Source organism: Burkholderia anthinoferrum (genome assembly GCF_002925705.1).
Classification (GTDB): Bacteria; Pseudomonadota; Gammaproteobacteria; order Burkholderiales; family Burkholderiaceae; genus Burkholderia; species Burkholderia semiarida.
Window position 1 is genome coordinate 284,406 of sequence record NZ_LFZP01000052.1, and the last position, 17,622, is coordinate 302,027.

Here is a 17,622-nt window from a genome sequence, read left to right on the forward strand (position 1 = left end):
GCGCGCGCCCCCTGCCCGCGTGGTCGATGCTGGCGACGCCCGCGGGCGCCGTGCAGCACCCGCGCGACCTCCCGGCCGACCCAGGCGGCTGGATCGCGGCGCCGGTGCCGGGCACGGTCGCGCAGGCGCTCGCGCTGGCCGGCCGGCTCGACGAAGCCGCGTCGCTCGACGAGCGCGACCACTGGTACCGGCTCGCGCTGCGCGGGCGCGGGCCGCGCATCCTGCGCTTTCACGGCCTCGCGACGCTTGCTCAGGCGTGGCTCGACGACACGCCGATCCACAGCTCGGACAGCATGTTCGTCGCGCACGACGTGCCCGTGTCGCTCGACGGCACGCACCGGCTGACCGTCTGTTTCCGCGCCCTCGCGCCGCACCTGCGCGACGCGCGCGCGCCGCGCCGTGCGCGCTGGCGCACGCGGCTCGCCGAGCCGGCCGCGCTGCGCACGGTCCGCACGTCGCTGTTCGGGCACATGCCGGGCTGGTTCCCGCCGTATGTGCCCACCGGCCCGTGGCGGCCCGTCGACGTGCTCGATCCGGCCGACGGGCCCGTTCTGGCCGATTGCACACTGCAGGCACGCGTCGAGGGCGACACGGGCTGGCTCGACGCGGAACTCACGTTCGCCGTGGCGCTGCCCGACACGTTCGCGGCGCGGCTGTCGTGCGGCGACCATCACGCGACGCTCGAACGTGCCGGCGCCGCTCAACTGCGCGCAAGCGTTCCGGTACCGAACGTGCGTCGCTGGTGGCCGCATACGCACGGCGAGCCGGCGCTCTACGAGATCGCGCTGCATATCGGCGATGCGCGCCGGCCGCTCGGCTCGACGGGTTTCCGCACGATCGACGTCGATTCCGGCGCGGACGGCAAGGGTTTCGGGCTGCGCGTCAACGGCGTGCCCGTATTCGCGCGCGGCGCATGCTGGAGCAGCGCCGCGCCGCTCGCGCTGCACGCGGACGACGCGACCTACGGCCGCCTGCTCGGGCTCGCGCGCGACGCCGGCTTCAACATGATCCGGGTAGGCGGCACGATGGCCTACGAGGCCGACGCCTTCCACGCATGGTGCGACCGGCTCGGGCTGCTGGTCTGGCAGGACTTCGGCTTCGCGAACTTCGATTACGCGCTCGACGACCCCGCGTTCGCGGCCAACGTCGACCGCGAAGCGAGCCAGTTCCTCTCGCGTCACGGCGCTTCGCCGTCGCTTGCGGTGCTGTGCGGCGGCAGCGAGATCGCGCAACAGGCCGCGATGTCGGGGCTCGGGCCGAAGCAGCGCTTTCTCGAGCTGACGGCCGACCGGCTGGCCGCTCACGCGGCCGCGCACCGCCCCGACGTCCCGTACGTGCCCGATTCGCCCGACGGCGGCGTGCTGCCGTTCACGCCGCGCGAGCGCGTGTCGCACTACTACGGCGTCGGCGCGTACCTGCGCCCGCTCGACGACGCGCGCCGCGCGGACGTGCGCTTCGCGAGCGAATGCCTCGCATTCGCGAACCTGCCATGCGATGCGACGCTCGCCGAACTCGGCTGGCCCGGCGTGCACGAACCGCGCTGGAAGGCGGCCGTGCCGCGCGACCCCGGCACGTCGTGGGATTTCGACGATATCCGCGACCACTATCTGCAGACGCTGTACGACGTCGCGCCCGACCGGCTGCGGCGCGAGGATCCGGCGCGCTATGTCGAGCTGTCGCGCGCGGTGATCGCGGACGTGATGCGCGAGACGTTTTCCGAATGGCGACGCACCGGTTCGCGGTGCGCCGGCGCGCTCGTGTGGCAATTCCAGGACGTGATGCCGGGCGCCGGATGGGGCGTGATCGACGCCGCGCACCGGCCGAAATCGGCATGGTATGCGCTGCGCCAGGTGCTGCAGCCGGTCCAGGTGCTGCTCGTCGACGAAGGGCTGAACGGGCTCGACGTGCATGTGGTCAACGAGCGCCCGGCACCGCTGTCGGCCGCGATCGAGCTGGTCGCGCTGCGCGACGGCCGCACGCCGGTGGCACGGGCCGGCTGCGCGGTGCGGATCGCCGCGCACGACACGGTGCGGCTCGGCTCGGCCGAACTGCTCGGCCGCTTCTTCGATTGGACCTACGCGTACCGCTTTGGCCCGTGCGAACACGATACGGTGATCGCCACGCTGCGCGCCGACGACGGCACGCCGCTGTCGCAGGCGTTCCATTTCCCGTCCCGCACGCATCCGGCCGTGCTGGCGCGGCGCGAACCCGGGATCGAGGCGTGCGTGTCGCGCACCGGCGAGACCTGGCACGTCGACATCGACACGCGACACGTCGCCCGCCACGTGCAGATCGACGCGCCGGGCTTCATGCCGAGCGACGACTGGTTCCATCTCGCGCCCGGCACGCCGGCGCGCATCGCGCTCATTCCGTCGAGAATCGACGGGAAGCCTGCGGCGGCCGACGATAACGCGCCGCCTGCGGTGGAAATTCGGGCCGTCAACGCCGCGCGCGCCGTGCGGGCCACGCCGGCCGGATGATGCGACGCTCGCGGCCGCCGCGAGCGTCATGCTTCCCGTATCAGTCGGACGAGCCCGTCCCGCGCGGTCGCTCGATGCCGTACGCCTCCATCCAGCGATACAGCGTCGCGCGCGACACGCCGAGCTCGCGCGCGGAAGCCGCGACGCGCCCGCGCGTCCGCAGCAACGCGGTTTCGATCGCCTCGCGCTCGATCGACTTGCGGATGTCGGCGACCGACGGCGATGCCGCATCGAGGCAGTATTCGAGCTCGAGGTCCTGCGCGGTGATCAGGCGCCCCTCCGTCATCACGACCGCACGGCGCACGCGGTTGATCAGTTCGCGGACATTGCCCGGCCAGTCGTGCTTGTAAAGCGCCGTGATCGCATCCGTCGAGAACCCACGCACACGATGGCGCGCATCGCCGCGAAAGCGCTCGAGCATGTGATGCGCGAGCAGCTCGATGTCCTTGCCGCGCGCGCGCAGCGGCGGCTGGTCGATGCGCATCACGCACAGCCGGTGGAACAGGTCGGCGCGAAAACGCCCTTCCTCCATCGCATCGCGCAGATCGACGTGCGTCGCCGACACGATCCTGACATCGACCGGCACCGGATCGCTGCCGCCGAGACGATGAATCGAACGCTCCTGCAGAAACCGCAGCAGGCTTGCCTGGCTCTCGTGCGGCAGATCGCCGATCTCGTCGAGCAGCAGCGTGCCGCCGTTCGCGGCTTCGACGTAGCCGATCTTGCGCGCGTTCGCGCCGGTAAACGCGCCGCGCTCATAGCCGAACAGCTCCGATTGCAGCAGATGCGGCGGAATCGCACCGCAGTTGACCGCGACGAACGGGCCGTTGCGCCGCTCCGAATGACGATGGATCGCGACGGCCGTGAGTTCCTTGCCGGTGCCGGTTTCGCCGAACACGAACACCGGTGCGTCGGTGCGCGCGAAACGCCGCACCGTGTCGAACAGCCGCAGCATCGCGCTGCAGGTGCCGACGATGCCCTTTTCCTCCGATTCGAGCTGTTCGCGATCGCGCGCGAACAGGCATTCCATGCCGTACGCATGGCCGACCGTATCGGCGATCCGCTGGTGCGACGCCGGCAACGTGACATAGTCGAAGCAGTAGTCGCGCAACAGCGCGCGCACGTTCGGCGACGCGGTCTGGCCGACGTCCACGAGCGCCACCCAGACGACGTCGCGCATCGACGCGCAGGTCGACGCGATGCTGCCGATCGCATCGGCGTGGCCGCCGCTCAGGTCGAGAATGCCGCAGGTAATTTCGCCCGACGTGTCGCGCAGTTCGTTCGCATGCGCGACCACCGTTACTTTCCAGTCGCGGCGCGACAATTCCTTTCGCAGCATCACGGACGGCGACTGCGTCCAGTAAATCAGCGGACGCTGCCCGTTACCGCTCCCCACGCCGGCGCTCTTATCGCGCGTTATTGGCATATTCATAACGAACCGTCACTTTCCGCACTCCGCGAACCGTTCGCGTGCGCTGCGACCGGCGGCGCATGGCCGCCTTTCCGCGCTGCGCTTGCGCAGCGTTGGCGAAGATCGAAACTGCACACGGCGAACACCCCCGGAGGTCGAGCCGAATGTCATCCGGCCTCGTTGTCATCGAACTCGAACGGAATGCCCGGCTTCGGGAGCCATGACATTCCGGCTTTGAAGCGACCCGCCGTCAGGCGGGGCACGTCGGCAAACGGGGACTCCGTCCGCATGTACGGGGCGTCGTACACGACAGTCGCGCCCGCTGCGGAACCGGACGGCGGCCAAACCGTCGCCGGATTGGCCGCCCCATTTCATCCGCACCCGAATTTACACCCCGTTTCAAGTTGACCTTGTTACCAAAAGATAAACCTGAATCAGGCGGTTACGCTGCCCCGGGTTGCGCGCCATGCGCGTTTGACCACCGAGATTTGATTATCTACGACCATTGCCGTCAATCAGTGGCAAATACTACTTTTCCGCAATATTGATCCTGTCGATTACCGGCGATTTCCGCCGAAATCTCCCAAAAGTACGTGGAACCGTGCTCCACGGACCGCATAATCGCGCCGGCCGCCGCGTAACCGCATCGCGTTGCCCCGGTGTGCCGGCCGCCCGGTCGTTACACGCCGTAATCACCGGCATCCCGCCGCGCGGGCCTTTTCGACGCATTCCCGCCGGGCGACCTGGATTTCAGGACGCCGGCACGCGCGTCGTGCAGTGCAGCACGATGGCCATCGCGACCCGCCAACCCGCACGTCTGGACCGGAAGCCGGCACGCCGGAAGATCACCACGGCGGTGCAAACGCGCGACCGGCAGCGTACCGGCTCAGGCGTGCACGCCGCGCGGGCGCGGGATTTCGACGGGACGCGGCGAGAGCGCATCCCCCGGTCGGCACCACGCGATCGACTGCGCCCCGTGCCCGGCCCGACTCGGCCGCATGCGACCACGCCGCCGCGAACGATCGCCGCCATTCCCCGCCCCGCACGCGCAGCGCGTCGTTTGCGTGCGATGTCGGCCGGCCGCGCTTCATTGCCGGCCGCCACGATGAATCGATTATGAAAAAGCACCGGCGCCGACGGTGTGTGCTACCGCACATTGCGACGCTCCCGCGACGCGCGCGTCGCCTCGTATCCCGCGCCGCGCCTGCGAATCCGGAGCGTGAGTGCGCTTTCGAACAGACCGCCACATCGCGCATCCGGATGATGAAGATCGCCGCGCCGCACGGATCGATCGCGTCCGTAGGGTGCGGCGTGCCGAAGGCATCACGCGAGGACAGCATCATGGAATGGCATTGTTGTGAATTCGAACATCTGAGCGCCGTCGATCTCTATGCAATCCTGCGCGCGCGCAACGCCGTGCTGGTGGTCGAGGACGCGCACACGCATCTCGACATCGACGGCAAGGACGCCGGCGCGCTGCACGTCTATGCGAGCATGCGCAACGGCGACGCCACGGAAGTCGTGGCATACGCGCGTATCCTGCCCGGCGACGACATCGATCCGGACGTCGTGATCGACAAGGTGCTGACGAGCGAAAGCTGTCGGGACGACGACACGCTCGAACGCCTGATCGGACGCGCGCTCACCGCCGCGCAGGCCGCATGGCCGGACACCGCCGTGCGCACGCACGTCCCCGCGCCGCGTCAGGCGTTCTACAAACAGTTCGGATTCCGCAAGGCCTACGGCCCGTATCTCGAACAGGGTGCGCCGTTCGTCGGCCTGGTACGCGCGGCCGACCGTGCGGCCGGCGCGCTGCGTTACCTGCTGTCGCGGGCCGTTTCCGTCTCGCGCAACGACGACGCGCGCGCCGACGGCCGCGCTCGCACCCGGCTGCCCGTCGATACCGGAGCGAACCGATGACCCCCACCCTTCGCCCGGTTCCCGAACCCGATCTGCCGAGCATCCTGCCGGTGATTCTCGCCGGCGGCTCCGGCACGCGGCTGTGGCCGTTGTCGCGCGAGCAGTATCCGAAGCAGCTGATCGAACTGGTTTCGGACGAATCGCCGCTGTCGGCGACGGCACGCCGCCTGAACGGCATCGCGAACGCGTCGCTCGGCGACACGCTGCTCCTCGTATGCGGCGAACAGCATCGCTTCATGAGCGCCGAGCAGGTGCAAGGCCGGTCGGCGCCCGCCCGCATCCTGCTGGAGCCGGTCGCGCGTAACACCGCGCCCGCGCTGACGCTTGCCGCGCTCGACGCGAGCGCGCTCGTGGACGATCCCGTGCTCGCCGTGATGCCGGCCGACCACGTGATCGTCGATGTCGGCGCATTCCAGGACGCGATCGCCCGCGCGGCACGCTATGCGCAGGAAGGCGCGATCGTCACGCTCGGCGTGCTGCCGCGCCGTGCCGAGACGGGTTACGGCTACATCCAGGTGGGCGAGCCGCGCGCGGGCCGCCATGGCAGCGAAGGCGGCTACGCGATCGGGCGTTTCGTCGAAAAACCCGATGCGACGCTCGCCGAACGCTATCTGCAATCGGGCGATTACTGGTGGAACAGCGGGATCTTCGTCACGCGGGCATCGGTCTGGCTGAAGGCGATCGGCGCGCTCGCGCCGGACATCCACGCCGCTTGCGAAAGCGCGTGGCGCGCGGGTGTCGCGGACGATCCGTTTTTCCGGATCGATGCGGCGGCCTTCGACGCGTGCCCGTCGGATTCGATCGACTATGCGGTGATGGAGCGCCTCGCGGAACACCGCGAGCTCGGCATCGAAGGCATCGTGGTGCCGCTCGCGGCCGGCTGGTCGGACGTCGGCACGTGGGACGCGATCTGGGAAATCATGCCAAAGGACGATCACGGCAACGTCGCGCGCGGCCCGATCGTGTTCGAGGACACGCAGGACAGCTTCGTGCGCTCGGAAGGCCGCCTGATCGCGTGCGTCGGGATGAAGGACGTCGTCGTGATCGAGACGGCCGATGCCGTGCTCGTGGCGAACAAGCACGACGTGCAGCGCGTGAAAAACGTCGTCGCCCGCCTGAAGACCGACCGGCGCCCGCAGGCGAGCGAGCACCGCAAGGTGCAGCGGCCGTGGGGCCATTACGATTCGATCGATTTCGGCGCGCGCTTCCAGGTGAAGCGGATCGTCGTCGAACCCGGCAGGCGGCTGTCGCTGCAGATGCACTATCACCGCGCCGAGCACTGGATCGTCGTGCGCGGCACCGCGAAGGTGACGCGCGGCACCGAGACGTTCCTGCTGTGCGAGAACGAATCGACGTACATCGCCGTCGGTGAAGTGCATCGACTCGAGAATCCCGGCCGGATTCCGCTCGAAATCATCGAGGTGCAATCGGGCGACTATCTCGGCGAAGACGATATCGTGCGGTTCGATGATCAGTACGGGCGGGCAATCGTCGGCGCCGCTCCGCCGCGCTCGGGGACGACGTCCGCGCAGCCGACGCCGGTCGTACCGCTCTCAGCCGGCGAGCCAGGCTGACCGGACGCGCGTCAAAAGAAGGCAGAGGAACGCGACGCCGTGCGACAAGTGCGTGCGAATCGCGTCGGCGCGCGCCGCGCGGTGCCGACGGCGCGGATGCCGCGCACCGCTCGATGAGGTCCTGCTCACCCTAATCCGTGCCGCGCTGCGACCACCGCGGCCGTCTGACGGATTCGCGCACGCGCGGCAGGAGCGACGTATCGGCGCCGAGCGCGTCGGGCGCGCCCGGCGCAGACTGGCGGGCGCGCGCGCACGGAACGCTCCTCGACCGATCGTTCGCGGAAGGGGCCGCGGGCGCACCGGCTGCGCACTCCGGTTCAGGTCCGACCCGCACCGGCAAGCCGCCGATCCCGGACAGCCGATTGTCGGCCAGCCGTATGTCGGACACGTTGCCCCACAACCGAATGCCGTCGAATCTCGCATTCGACACGCGATTGCCGATCACGGTCACCCGCGACACCGAACCGGACCACGTGCTGACCTCGATCGCCGCTTGCTGCGTGAGCGGGCGCGAATCGGTCCGGCCTGTCGCAGTCTGGATATCGGCAATCACGTTGTGCTCGACCCGGACGTCGGACGAGCCCGCTGTGCGGTTGCTGTCCTCCTGCGCGACGAGAATCCCCGCGCTGACCTGCACGTTGCGCACGATGTTGTTCGAAATCGTCACGTCCGCACCGCCGACGACGGTGATGCCACGCCCCCACGGGTTGCCTTCCAGCGAGTTGCCGGTAATCATCACGTTGCGGGTCAGCACGCCCTCCGCCTGGTAGCTCACCACGGCGATCATGTCGTCGCCGGTGCCGCGCACGACGTTGCCCTGTACCAGCACGTTGCGCGAGCCGTGCGTCATGTGGATGCCGTCCGCCAGCGTCGACAGTACCTCGTTGCCGACGATCGCGACATCCGCACCGCCGAACACGAAGATGCCGGCACCCGCGCCGCCGTCGACGATGTTGTCGAGCACCTGTACGTCTCGCCCCGTTACCTCGACCTTCGTCGACTCCGGCGTCGTGAGGCGCGTCGTGCCGGTTCCCGTGAGCCGGAACCCGACGAGCGTCGTACCGTCGCCGCGCAGCTCGATCGTCTGATCGTTCGGCGCGGTGGCGATCAGCGTCGCGCCGAATCCCGACAGCACCACACGCGCCTGCCGTACGACGAGCGAGCGGCCGACGACATAGCGCCCCGGTGCGAATACGAGCCGCTGCCCCGGGCGCAACGCATCGAGCGCGCGCTGCAACGCGTCGCCCTGATCGGCCGCGGCGGGATCCGGACGCACGTATGCGTCCGGTACGGCCGCATGAACCGCGGCCGGTTCGCCCGCGGCGGTTGCGGATAACGCGGGTTCCGACCACGACAGCCCGCCCGCGATGCACATCGCGGCGATCACGCCGCGCGACAGACGTTGCAATTCATGCATGGCGTATCGTTTCCCTGGCAGGTTTTCGCGCGCGTTGAACCGCACATGTCGACGGCCGACTGCATGGCCCGTCCGCGAGGCCGACGAAAGCGGCGACGCTTCGCCGTTGATTAGATCAGGGGCGCCGATCGGCTTCGGTGCGTCATCAGACCAAGCGCGCAACGTCCGGGCCCGACGATGATGCCGAAGCTCAAGCGGTACGCGTTCGTACCGCCGTATCGCGTCCCGGCCATGACGGGAAACCGGCAATATGCGCGAACCCCGTCCGCAATGCGACCAGATAGACGGCGATCGGGATCGCGACACCGGCCAGCGTGCCGAGCACGAGGTGGACTGCCAGGCCGGTGATGCCGGCGCGCATCAGCACGATCCGTACGGCCGCCATCGCGAAGATGTGGGTCAGGTAGATCGGCATCGATGCGCAACCGATCGCCGCCAGCCATCCCGCGCGTGCGGGCTGCGATGCATACCGATGCGCGAGTTGCAGCGCCAGTGCGATGCCCGAGAACGCGGCCGGAAGCGCCCAGATGCTCGTCGCGCTACCGAAGCCGTGAGCGAACACGACCGCGGCGACGAACGCCGTTGCCGTGGCGGCGCATGCGGTCGGCCCGCTATGGCGTGCGAGCCACCGGGGCAATGCCTGCGACGCAAGCACACCCGCCACGAAGAACGGTGCGTTCATCAGCGTGATCGACAGGATGCCCCACTGCGTCGCCGCGCCGAGCGCCAGCCCGAGCACCGCGCATCCGGCGAGCCAGCCGCGCGCCCGCGATGGCATGGGTGCGCGCGTCACATCCGGCACGGCCGCCGCGAACGCCCGGATGCCCAGCATGCAGAGCATCAGCGCGTACAGGAACCAGAACTGGGCGAACGGTCGCCAGCCGATCGCCAGCAGGTCGTTCAGCGTAAACGGATGATTGGTGCCGTGCGACGCCATTGCAATCTGCACGGCGCCCTGCGCGATCGACCACAGCAGGTACGGATACACGATCGTCCGGATCTTCGACCACAGGAAGCCATGCGGCGTGCGGCGCAGCGAGCTGCAGACGTGCAGGCCGGACAGGAAGAAGAACAACGGCATGTGGAACGTGTAGATCACGTAGTCGTTCCACGCGAACGCCGTGTCGGCCGCGCCTGCCGGCACGAGGTCGGCGGAAACGGCGCCACGCAGCACATGCCCGTATACGACGAGAATGATTCCCGCGCCGCGGGCGACATCGAGGTGGGTTTCGCGTGCAGTCATGATGAAGCGGTGGCCGGCCCGTCAGGTTCCCCACCGCCGAGATATCGGATAGTCGTTCACTGTATGGATGGCCGACGCGCGGGACAGTGCGGTGGGGAACAGTGGGTCGTCGTGCCGCCCGGCGGATGTCCTACAGCCCCTCGAATATCTCCTTCATCATCTCGGCGCTTCTGCTCCAGCGATACTTGTCCGCGTGCAGGCGCCCCTTGCGTTTGAGCTCGGCCCTCAGTTCGTCGGAATCGAGCAGGCTCCGCAATTTCCGCGCGATGTCGTCCTGCGAATACGGATCGCAGTACAGCGCCGCGTCCGCACAGACTTCCGGCAGGGCTGCCGATTTGCCGACCACGGCCGGGCAGCCGTAGCGCATCGCCTCGAGAGGCGGTATGCCGAAGCCTTCGTAGATCGACGGGTAAAGAAAGCATGCCGCGTTCTGATACAGCGCCTTCAACTGTTCGTCGCTGATATAGCCGACGTACTTGATGTTCGGCTCCGCGGCCGCCGCCATCGGGTCCTGCTTGCCGAACACGGTGGCGTTCTGCATCCCGACGATGACGAGATCGACCGACGGATCGTCGATCTGCCTGAACGCCGCGATCAGCCGGCCGAAGTTCTTGGTGGGATTCATGCTGCTGACCGCGAGCACGAACCGGTTCGGTGTCAGCGCATGCTTGTCGAGCACGCTCGTGTCCGGTTCCAGCGTGTCGAGATGATCCGCGCCGAGCGGCACGACGCTGATCTTCTCCGCGGCAACCCCGCAGTGATGCGCGAGGCGATCCCGCGAGAAATACGAGTTGGTCAGCACGCGGACGGAGGTTCGCGCCAGGATCCAGAACATGATCCGGTACCACACGCGAAACGGGCGCGAGAAATGCGCGGGCGTGTCGAATACCGCCGCGTCGTGCATGTAGATGATCTGGTTGCCGATGAAAATGGATGCCGAATTGCTGAGATTGACGACGCGGCCGCGGCGCGCGAACAACGGGAGCACCAGTTGCTCCCAGACCACGCCCTTGTAAAAGCCGACCTTGACCGTCCTCGCTCCACTCACCTCGATACCGGGCTGCGGAGGCACCAGCACGGTTACCGGATCCTGCGGCTGAAACTTGATCAACGCGGCGATCAGCTCGCGTGCGACGCGTTGCACGCCGGTTGTCTTCTGCGTGGTGAATCGGCCGTTGTATACGAGTTGCCTCGGTTTCTTGGAAGCGCTCATGTCACTAAGGGGATATCGAAATCAGGCTTTGACGTGATCCACGGCAACCGGCTCGAAGTCGCGCGTGGCAACGCGCGGCTCGTCGGGGCCCAGTCCGTAAAGCGCATGCCATTGCCGGAAGATCGCGCTCATCGAAAACCGCTGAATCGCGCGTTTTCGCGCGGCTTCGCCCATCTGCTCGCGAAGCCGACGGTCGTCGCGGAGCGTGCTCAGATAGCCGACCATCTCGGCGGGGGTCGACGCGACGTAGCCGGTCACGCCGTGGATCACCACGTCGCGATTGCCGACGACGTTCGTCACCACGGCCGGGATCCCGGCAACCTGCGCTTCGATCAGCGCGACCGGCATCCCCTCCCAGCGGGAGGTCTGGACATAGATGTCCAGTTCCGACGTGAGCGTCAGCGCACGCTCGCGGGTCACCCAGCCGCTGCAGGCGACGGCCTGGCGCCGCGACGAATCGGGAATCTCCGCCACGTTGCCGCCGATCCAGAGAAATTCGACGTCGGCGCCGTGCAGCTCGTCGGCCAGTCGTACGAATGCTTCGTGATTCTTCTGGAACGACGCGCGACCGCTCATCCCGATGACGACCTTGCGATCGTCGCGTGTTCGGCGAGGCGGAATCTCGGCGACGTTCACCCCGTTTTCCACCAGAACCGCGGATTTCGCGCGAACTTTGCGGTTGATCTCGCCGAGCTCGCTGCCCGAGCACGCGACAATGGTGCCGCCGATACGCGCCGCGATGCGCTCGAAGCTCAGATACGCGAACTGCTTCATGCGAGACACGTCGCAGCGCAGGAACGACAGACCGTGCGGCGAGTAAAGCACTGTCGCGGTCGGCGCGGCGATCCGGGCGGCGATGCGTCCCAGCACGCCTGCCTTCGACGAGTGCAGATGAACCGCGGTCGGCCCGCAGTCACGCAGGTTCCGGACCAGCGCGCGCACGCTCCGCAGATCACGCCGGACGTCGACCTCGCGCACCATGTCGACGTAAACGAGCTTCACGTCGGGCCGGAACAGCGTAGCGAAATCGCGCGGGGTTTCCGGCCGGATCGAGTGAAGTACCGTCACGTCGACGCCCGCTGCCGCGGCATGGTTGGCGAGATAGGTCAACATCGACAGCACGCCGCCGCCAAACGCCTCGGCAATATGAACGATCTTTTCTTTGGTCATCTCTGGATTGGTCGATTCGATCGCACTGTTCGTTGCCCAGCGCGCCGATGAGGTGGCGCATCGTCAAGTCGCGAGCGATCCATACACATCGGAATCCCGATGTATTACGCATTCCTCATTGATGAACACGTGGCCGTCACGAACATTGCTTCGCGTCCGTCATGGCGGGCCTCGCTGTCGCGCCACGCGGCCACCGATATCCGTCGTTACGTGTTCCTCAACGGTCCGGACCATTGTGCAGCGCATGCCGGACGCACTGGGTGCGATGGCTAACCGAACAGGCGATTCGGCCCGCGCAGCCGCGAGCGCGCGGTGCTCATTGCACGTCGGTGCGTGCGGCGGGCAGCTTGCGCACACGCGCAAGCGGATTGGATAGGTAGCGGATCGCGCGATTGCTCAGCGCGGACGACGGCAGAAAACATGCGAGCGACAGCACGGTGACCGCCGCCTTCTTGGCGGGACGCCAGAACGGATTGCGCAGCACGGTATGCCAGTAGCGTCCGGATTCGCACAGGAACCAGCGCCAGCGCCGCGCCAACGGCGCGCGATACAGCGTGCTCGCGAAGCGCGCCTTCTCGATCGCGAAGTCGAGCGGGGCGATCGGTAGCGCTTCCTGCAGCCGCGCGCCGGCGAGCGTGCGCAGGATCGACCAGCGGCGTTCGGCCTTCAGCGCACCGGTGGCCGCGTCTTCCGAATTGGCGAGCGCAAGGGCCGGGGCGTCGGTGGTGCTTGCATTCGACTGCTGGTGCACGCGATAGCCGCCGAGCGTCGCGTCGATCATGTGGACGGCCCCGAGCAGCGCGATGCCGTAGATCGCGTAGAAATCGGCGCCGTGCAGATTGTCGGCGGTGACGGGTACCGGAAAGATGCGCTTCAGCGCGGCGACGCGATACGCGTTGCCCGATGCAGGCGGCGACGGATACAGCCAGCCTGCGCGCAACAGGCGGCCGCAATCCGTATCGACCGCGGACTGCGGCACGCTCGCGCCGGTCCGCACGCCATCGTGCGCGATCACGTCGAGCCGGAAATGAACCTTCACGAAATCGCCGGACGCGAACGCGGCGAGCACGCGTGCCGCGGCGTCGGCATAGAGCAGATCGTCCGCGTCGAGCAGGATGACGTAGCGCGACGCGACATGCTCGAGCGCGCGGTTGTACGCGGCTACCTGGCCGCGATTCTCCTGGAACACCGCCGTCACGCGCTCGCCGTACGAGCGAATGATGTCGCGCGAATCGTCGGTCGACCCGTCGTCGACGATCAGCACGCGGACGTCGCGCACGGTCTGCGCGAGCGCCGAGTCGATCGCTGCGCGCAGGTACGCACCATGGTTGTAGTTGCAGATTGCGATGGTCAGGTCGGTCATGTGCGGAAGTCGGACGAGCAGCGCGCGGACAATCCTGGTCATGATACGGATCGCGCGGCCGCGCACAGTTCGCGAGCCTACCGTTCCGGATTTCGCGTCGCGCGTGGAATAGTGCGTCGTCGATGCGGTGCGGGTGCGAGTGGCCATGCCGTCGCGCCGCCGTCCCGCTCGTTGGTTTCGGCGGCGCGCGCCCCGCGTCCGGATACCGCGCGCGTGGCGGAAGGCGCAACGCTCGCCGGCCGCTTCCCGAACCAATGGAACACGATGATCGGCAGCACGATCGGCAGGAAATTGCGTCCGCTGAACAGATTCGGCGTACGCATGATCTCCATCAACGACACGTAGAGCACCGCGTGCGCGCAGCACCAGAACCCGTTGCCGCTGCGCCAGCCCGCATAGCTGCGGCCGACCAACCAGCCGAGCACGGCCGCGTCGAGCAGCCCGAACCAGCCCCACTCGTAGAAGTGGACGAAGATACCGGACGGATTGTTGAATTCCGGGTCTGCGTAGCTGTTCAGAAACAGGTTGAAGCTGTCGCTCGAATCGATCCACGGCCGGAACGTCTCGCCGATCACCGGAAAGCGCATCAACCAGTCGAACGTGAACATCGGATGGCCCTGCCCCCAGCCCAGTACGGCAAGCATCCCGGCACCGTTGTTCAGCGACGTCGAATAGTACAGGCCGAGCCGTTCGAGCGCGAAGTCGAAGATGTTGTCGTAGATGTTGACGTAATAGGCTTCCCACGACCGGTTGTACTCGTTCGCGATAAACAGCGCGAACAACAGCGGGATCGCCGCGTACGGCCCAAGCGTGAGCAGCCGCGCATACCGGCCCTGCAGCCGGAACCGCACGACCATCAGCGCGAGCGGCATCACCATCTCGATCAACGCCAGGCGCTCCGCGAAGAGGAAACTGCGCAGCACCGTCAGCACCGCGAGCACGGCCATGTAGATCTTGTAGCGGTTCAGGCCTTTCACCGGCGTTCGGAACACGTAGAAATAGAGTGCGACGAACGGTGACGTCGCCTGCGTGAACGAACTCAACCCGGTGACGCGGCCGATCTGCTGGAGCATGTCGTACGCGGTAGCCTGGCCATGCAGGAATTCGAGCAGCAGCGCCGGCCGCGCGATGATCCCGCTCATCATCACGAGATTGCCGAACAGCGCGAGCGCGAACAGGCAATCGAGCACGCGCGGCGGCACCTCGACGGGCGTTTCCGGCGGCCCGCGCCGCGTCCGCGCTTCGGTCGTCGCGAGCCACGCCGTCGCCGCCACCACCATCAGGAACAACGCGCCGGCAAATGCGTAGTAACCGTCGAAATAGATTCGTGCGATCGACTTCTGGTCGCCCAGCAGGCTGAGCGACAGCAATCCATACAACGGCAGGATGAACATCGGCACGAGCCGTGCCGGATCCTCCCACCAGTAGCCCGCATAACCGCCCGCGACACCGCGCACGCGCGCCATCCCGCGCGCCGTCGCCGCGCCCGGTCGCGGGCCGGCACCGCCTGCTCTCCGATTCATGACGCGCGTTCCGCCCGCTGCCGCGGTGCGATCATCCCCGTCAACCCTGCCTCGGCCTGATGCGTGTTCGCGCCCGTATAGCCGTAGTCGTACCGTCCCGGCGCGCCCTTGTAGTCGTTCAGGATCACGCCGCGCACATCGATATGCGCGTGCTCGAGCCGCCGCGCGCTTTCGTCGAGCTCCGTCAACGTCGTCACGCCGCTACGCGCGACGAGGAACACGGTGCCCGCGAGGCGGCCGAGCACCAGCGCATCGGCCACCGGCAGCAACGGCGGGCCGTCGAGCACGACCATGTCGTAGCGGGACGCGGCCTGCCCGATCAGTTCGGCGAGCGCGGGTTGCAGCAGCAGCTCGCCCGGATCGGGAACGACATGGCCCATCGCGATGAAATCGAGGCCCGGTGCGACGCCGCGCCTGATTGCCTCGTCGAGCGTGTGAGTGCCCACCACCACGTCCGCCAGCCCCGGCGCGCGGCTATAGCGGAACCGGTCGTGCAGCGAACCCTTGCGCAGATCGGCATCGATCAGCAGGACCCGCCGTTTCGCGGCGCCGACGAGCGATGCGATGTTCGCGGCGACGAACGACTTGCCGACGCCCGTCGTCGGCCCGGAGATCAGCACGACCGGATTCGATGCGGCCGGCATCGACAATTGCAGCGACGCGCGGAAACTGCGCAGGCTTTCGAGCGCGGCGTCCTGCACGTCGATCGGCGCCGTCGACATGCGCGGGCCGCGCCGGCCGCCCTTCGACCTCGGTTCAGCGGCCGCCGCGACGGCGCTGTGCGGGACCGTCGCGAACACGGGCAGCCCGGTCGCCCATTCGATTTCCTCCGCGTCGCCGATCGTGCCGACGACGCGCTGCCGGGCGATCACGATCGCCGCGCCCGCCAGCAGGCCGACCATCAGCAAGCCGACCACCGCGACCCCGCGATGCGGCCCGATCGGCTGCTCGGCGACCTTCGCCGTATCGACGATCCGCACGGTGCCCGTCTTGCTGGCGCGCGCGAGGACCATCTGCTGGCGTGTATTGAGCAGGTTCGTGTACAGCGCGGTGTCGACGGCCACGTCGCGCTGCAGTTGCAGCACGCCCTGCTCGACGGTCGGCAGTTGCTGGATCTGCTTGCGGGCCGTGTCGAGCGAACGCTGCGCATCGGCGAGCTGCGCATCGACGGCCACGATGGCCGGATGCTTCGGCATGAAGCGCGTGAGCAGTTCCTCGCGACGCTGCTGCAGCGTCTGCACACGCGTCTCGATGTCGACCGACTGTTGACGCAACGCCAGTGCCTCGTCGCTCGTATTGACCGTCCCGTGCGATGCACGGAATGCGTTGAAGCGGTTCTCCGCCGCTTCCAGTTGCGCCTTCAGTTGCGGCAACTGGCCGTCCATGTAACGGATCAGCTTGTCGGCCGCCTCGGATTTGCGTTGCGTGTTCTGCGCGAGGTACGCCTCTCCGATCGCGTTCAGCACACGGCTGTCGTGCACGGGATCGATGCCGTCGAGCGTCACGCCGATCATGTTCGACTGCTTGCCGCGCTCCGAGATCAGCGCGTTCTTCTGCAGCCACGTCGTCGCCTCCTCGTCGCTGTAGCGCGTCAGATCGAAGCGTGCGCCGGGCTGGCCGGCCACGTCGCGCACGAACACGTCGATCGGCCCCTGCGGCGTCTCGATGTGCAGCGGCTGGCCGATGCGGCCCCGCCATACCGGCCCTTTCCGGCCGAAGAAGCCCGTGCGCTGCAGCGTGTAGGCGCCGTCGTCGCCGACGGTCAGCGCGAAGCGCTTGCCGAGCAGCCGCTTCGGCACGTCGAAGGTCGGCACGTCGATGCGCTCGGTGCCATACACGTAGCCGCCCGGCAACGGCGACGACAGTCCGTCGGCCGCGTTCACGAGCCGCCAGCCGATCAGCGGCAGGTAATGCGGCCGTGCGTCGAGGGCAAGGTTCGTGCTCTCGATCGCGCGATCGAGCACCGCGCGGGATTTGAGCACCTCGATCTCGGTCGATGCATCGGTCTTCAGATCGAACACCGACGACGGATCGCCGGGCGGCGACGTCTGCTTCGAATCGGTCTGGCTTTGCTCGACCTGGAACAGGATGTCGGAGCGGTAGACGGGGGCCGCGAACAGCGCATACAGGCCGCCCGCGAGCGCGCCGGCGAGCGCCGTGCACACGATCAGGCGCCGGCCGCCGTACAGCATGCTCCAGTAGCGGCGCACCGGATAGGACGGCCGCGGAATGCGCCCGCTGGGCGGGTCAGGCAGGGTCGAAGTGTTCATGCAGCATCAGTCCCGTATGGCGCGACGCACGGTCGCGG

The 17,622-nt window shown here is 67.8% G+C and carries 11 protein-coding genes; 3 read left to right on the forward strand and 8 right to left on the reverse strand.

Annotated features, from left to right (window positions below; all coding sequences use genetic code 11):
- The first annotated feature begins 26 nt into the window (after positions 1 to 26).
- The gene (locus C5F75_RS23945) at positions 27 to 2,480 is read left to right on the forward strand and encodes a glycoside hydrolase family 2 protein (protein WP_258048586.1); all 2,454 of its coding nucleotides are present in this window, start codon (positions 27 to 29) and stop codon (positions 2,478 to 2,480) included.
- A gap of 40 nt (positions 2,481 to 2,520) precedes the next feature.
- Here the strand turns inward: C5F75_RS23945 and C5F75_RS23950 are convergent, their stop codons facing one another.
- Positions 2,521 to 3,912 carry a sigma-54 dependent transcriptional regulator gene (locus tag C5F75_RS23950; protein ID WP_059574633.1) on the reverse strand — a complete coding sequence of 464 codons (1,392 nt, stop codon included), beginning with the start codon at positions 3,910 to 3,912 and terminating at the stop codon, positions 2,521 to 2,523.
- Between the two features lie 1,320 nt (positions 3,913 to 5,232).
- On the opposite strand from C5F75_RS23950, the gene C5F75_RS23955 reads away from it, so the two are divergent.
- Together C5F75_RS23955 and C5F75_RS23960 are read left to right on the forward strand one after the other, a co-directional pair.
- Complete coding sequence (locus C5F75_RS23955; RefSeq protein WP_059574689.1) at positions 5,233 to 5,811, forward strand: GNAT family protein; 579 nt, start codon at positions 5,233 to 5,235, stop codon at positions 5,809 to 5,811.
- Entirely contained in the window at positions 5,808 to 7,385 is a 1,578-nt protein-coding gene (locus C5F75_RS23960) for a mannose-1-phosphate guanylyltransferase/mannose-6-phosphate isomerase (RefSeq protein WP_104012807.1), read from the forward strand. Before C5F75_RS23955 ends, C5F75_RS23960 begins: the two co-directional genes overlap by 4 nt.
- A 130-nt stretch (positions 7,386 to 7,515) precedes the next feature.
- Here the strand turns inward: C5F75_RS23960 and C5F75_RS23965 are convergent, their stop codons facing one another.
- From C5F75_RS23965 to C5F75_RS23995, 7 genes are all read right to left on the reverse strand, one after another.
- Positions 7,516 to 8,802 (reverse strand): right-handed parallel beta-helix repeat-containing protein, encoded by a 1,287-nt coding sequence (locus C5F75_RS23965; RefSeq protein ID WP_104012808.1) that lies wholly within the window; start codon positions 8,800 to 8,802, stop codon positions 7,516 to 7,518.
- A 190-nt stretch (positions 8,803 to 8,992) separates the two neighbouring features.
- Positions 8,993 to 10,045, reverse strand: coding sequence for an acyltransferase family protein (locus C5F75_RS23970; RefSeq protein WP_104012809.1), 1,053 nt, complete (start codon positions 10,043 to 10,045; stop codon positions 8,993 to 8,995).
- A gap of 130 nt (positions 10,046 to 10,175) precedes the next feature.
- Complete coding sequence (locus C5F75_RS23975; RefSeq protein ID WP_104012810.1) at positions 10,176 to 11,258, reverse strand: glycosyltransferase family 4 protein; 1,083 nt, start codon at positions 11,256 to 11,258, stop codon at positions 10,176 to 10,178.
- 21 nt (positions 11,259 to 11,279) lie between these two features.
- Positions 11,280 to 12,428, reverse strand: a complete 1,149-nt coding sequence (locus C5F75_RS23980; protein WP_104012811.1) for a glycosyltransferase — start codon at positions 12,426 to 12,428, stop codon at positions 11,280 to 11,282.
- A 316-nt stretch (positions 12,429 to 12,744) separates the two neighbouring features.
- A complete protein-coding gene (locus tag C5F75_RS23985; protein ID WP_104012812.1) occupies positions 12,745 to 13,791 on the reverse strand; it encodes a glycosyltransferase family 2 protein in 1,047 nt (348 codons plus the stop codon).
- A gap of 77 nt (positions 13,792 to 13,868) precedes the next feature.
- A complete protein-coding gene (locus tag C5F75_RS23990; RefSeq protein WP_258048587.1) occupies positions 13,869 to 15,314 on the reverse strand; it encodes an oligosaccharide repeat unit polymerase in 1,446 nt (481 codons plus the stop codon).
- Positions 15,311 to 17,584, reverse strand: a complete 2,274-nt coding sequence (locus C5F75_RS23995; RefSeq protein WP_104012813.1) for a polysaccharide biosynthesis tyrosine autokinase — start codon at positions 17,582 to 17,584, stop codon at positions 15,311 to 15,313. The genes C5F75_RS23990 and C5F75_RS23995 overlap by 4 nt, the downstream gene beginning before the upstream one ends.
- Positions 17,585 to 17,622: the final 38 nt, after the last annotated feature.

Bases quoted from the DNA above. Each gene is read 5' to 3' on its own strand.
- C5F75_RS23980 (WP_104012811.1), bottom strand. From the start codon at position 12,428: ATGACCAAAGAAAAGATCGTTCATATTGCCGAGGCGTTTGGCGGCGGC.
- C5F75_RS23960 (WP_104012807.1), top strand. From the start codon at position 5,808: ATGACCCCCACCCTTCGCCCGGTTCCCGAACCCGATCTGCCGAGCATC.
- C5F75_RS23965 (WP_104012808.1), bottom strand. From the start codon at position 8,802: ATGCATGAATTGCAACGTCTGTCGCGCGGCGTGATCGCCGCGATGTGC.
- C5F75_RS23990 (WP_258048587.1), bottom strand. From the start codon at position 15,314: ATGAATCGGAGAGCAGGCGGTGCCGGCCCGCGACCGGGCGCGGCGACG.
- C5F75_RS23945 (WP_258048586.1), top strand. From the start codon at position 27: ATGCTGGCGACGCCCGCGGGCGCCGTGCAGCACCCGCGCGACCTCCCG.
- C5F75_RS23955 (WP_059574689.1), top strand. From the start codon at position 5,233: ATGGAATGGCATTGTTGTGAATTCGAACATCTGAGCGCCGTCGATCTC.
- C5F75_RS23950 (WP_059574633.1), bottom strand. From the start codon at position 3,912: ATGAATATGCCAATAACGCGCGATAAGAGCGCCGGCGTGGGGAGCGGT.
- C5F75_RS23975 (WP_104012810.1), bottom strand. From the start codon at position 11,258: ATGAGCGCTTCCAAGAAACCGAGGCAACTCGTATACAACGGCCGATTC.
- C5F75_RS23985 (WP_104012812.1), bottom strand. From the start codon at position 13,791: ATGACCGACCTGACCATCGCAATCTGCAACTACAACCATGGTGCGTAC.
- C5F75_RS23970 (WP_104012809.1), bottom strand. From the start codon at position 10,045: ATGACTGCACGCGAAACCCACCTCGATGTCGCCCGCGGCGCGGGAATC.
- C5F75_RS23995 (WP_104012813.1), bottom strand. From the start codon at position 17,584: ATGAACACTTCGACCCTGCCTGACCCGCCCAGCGGGCGCATTCCGCGG.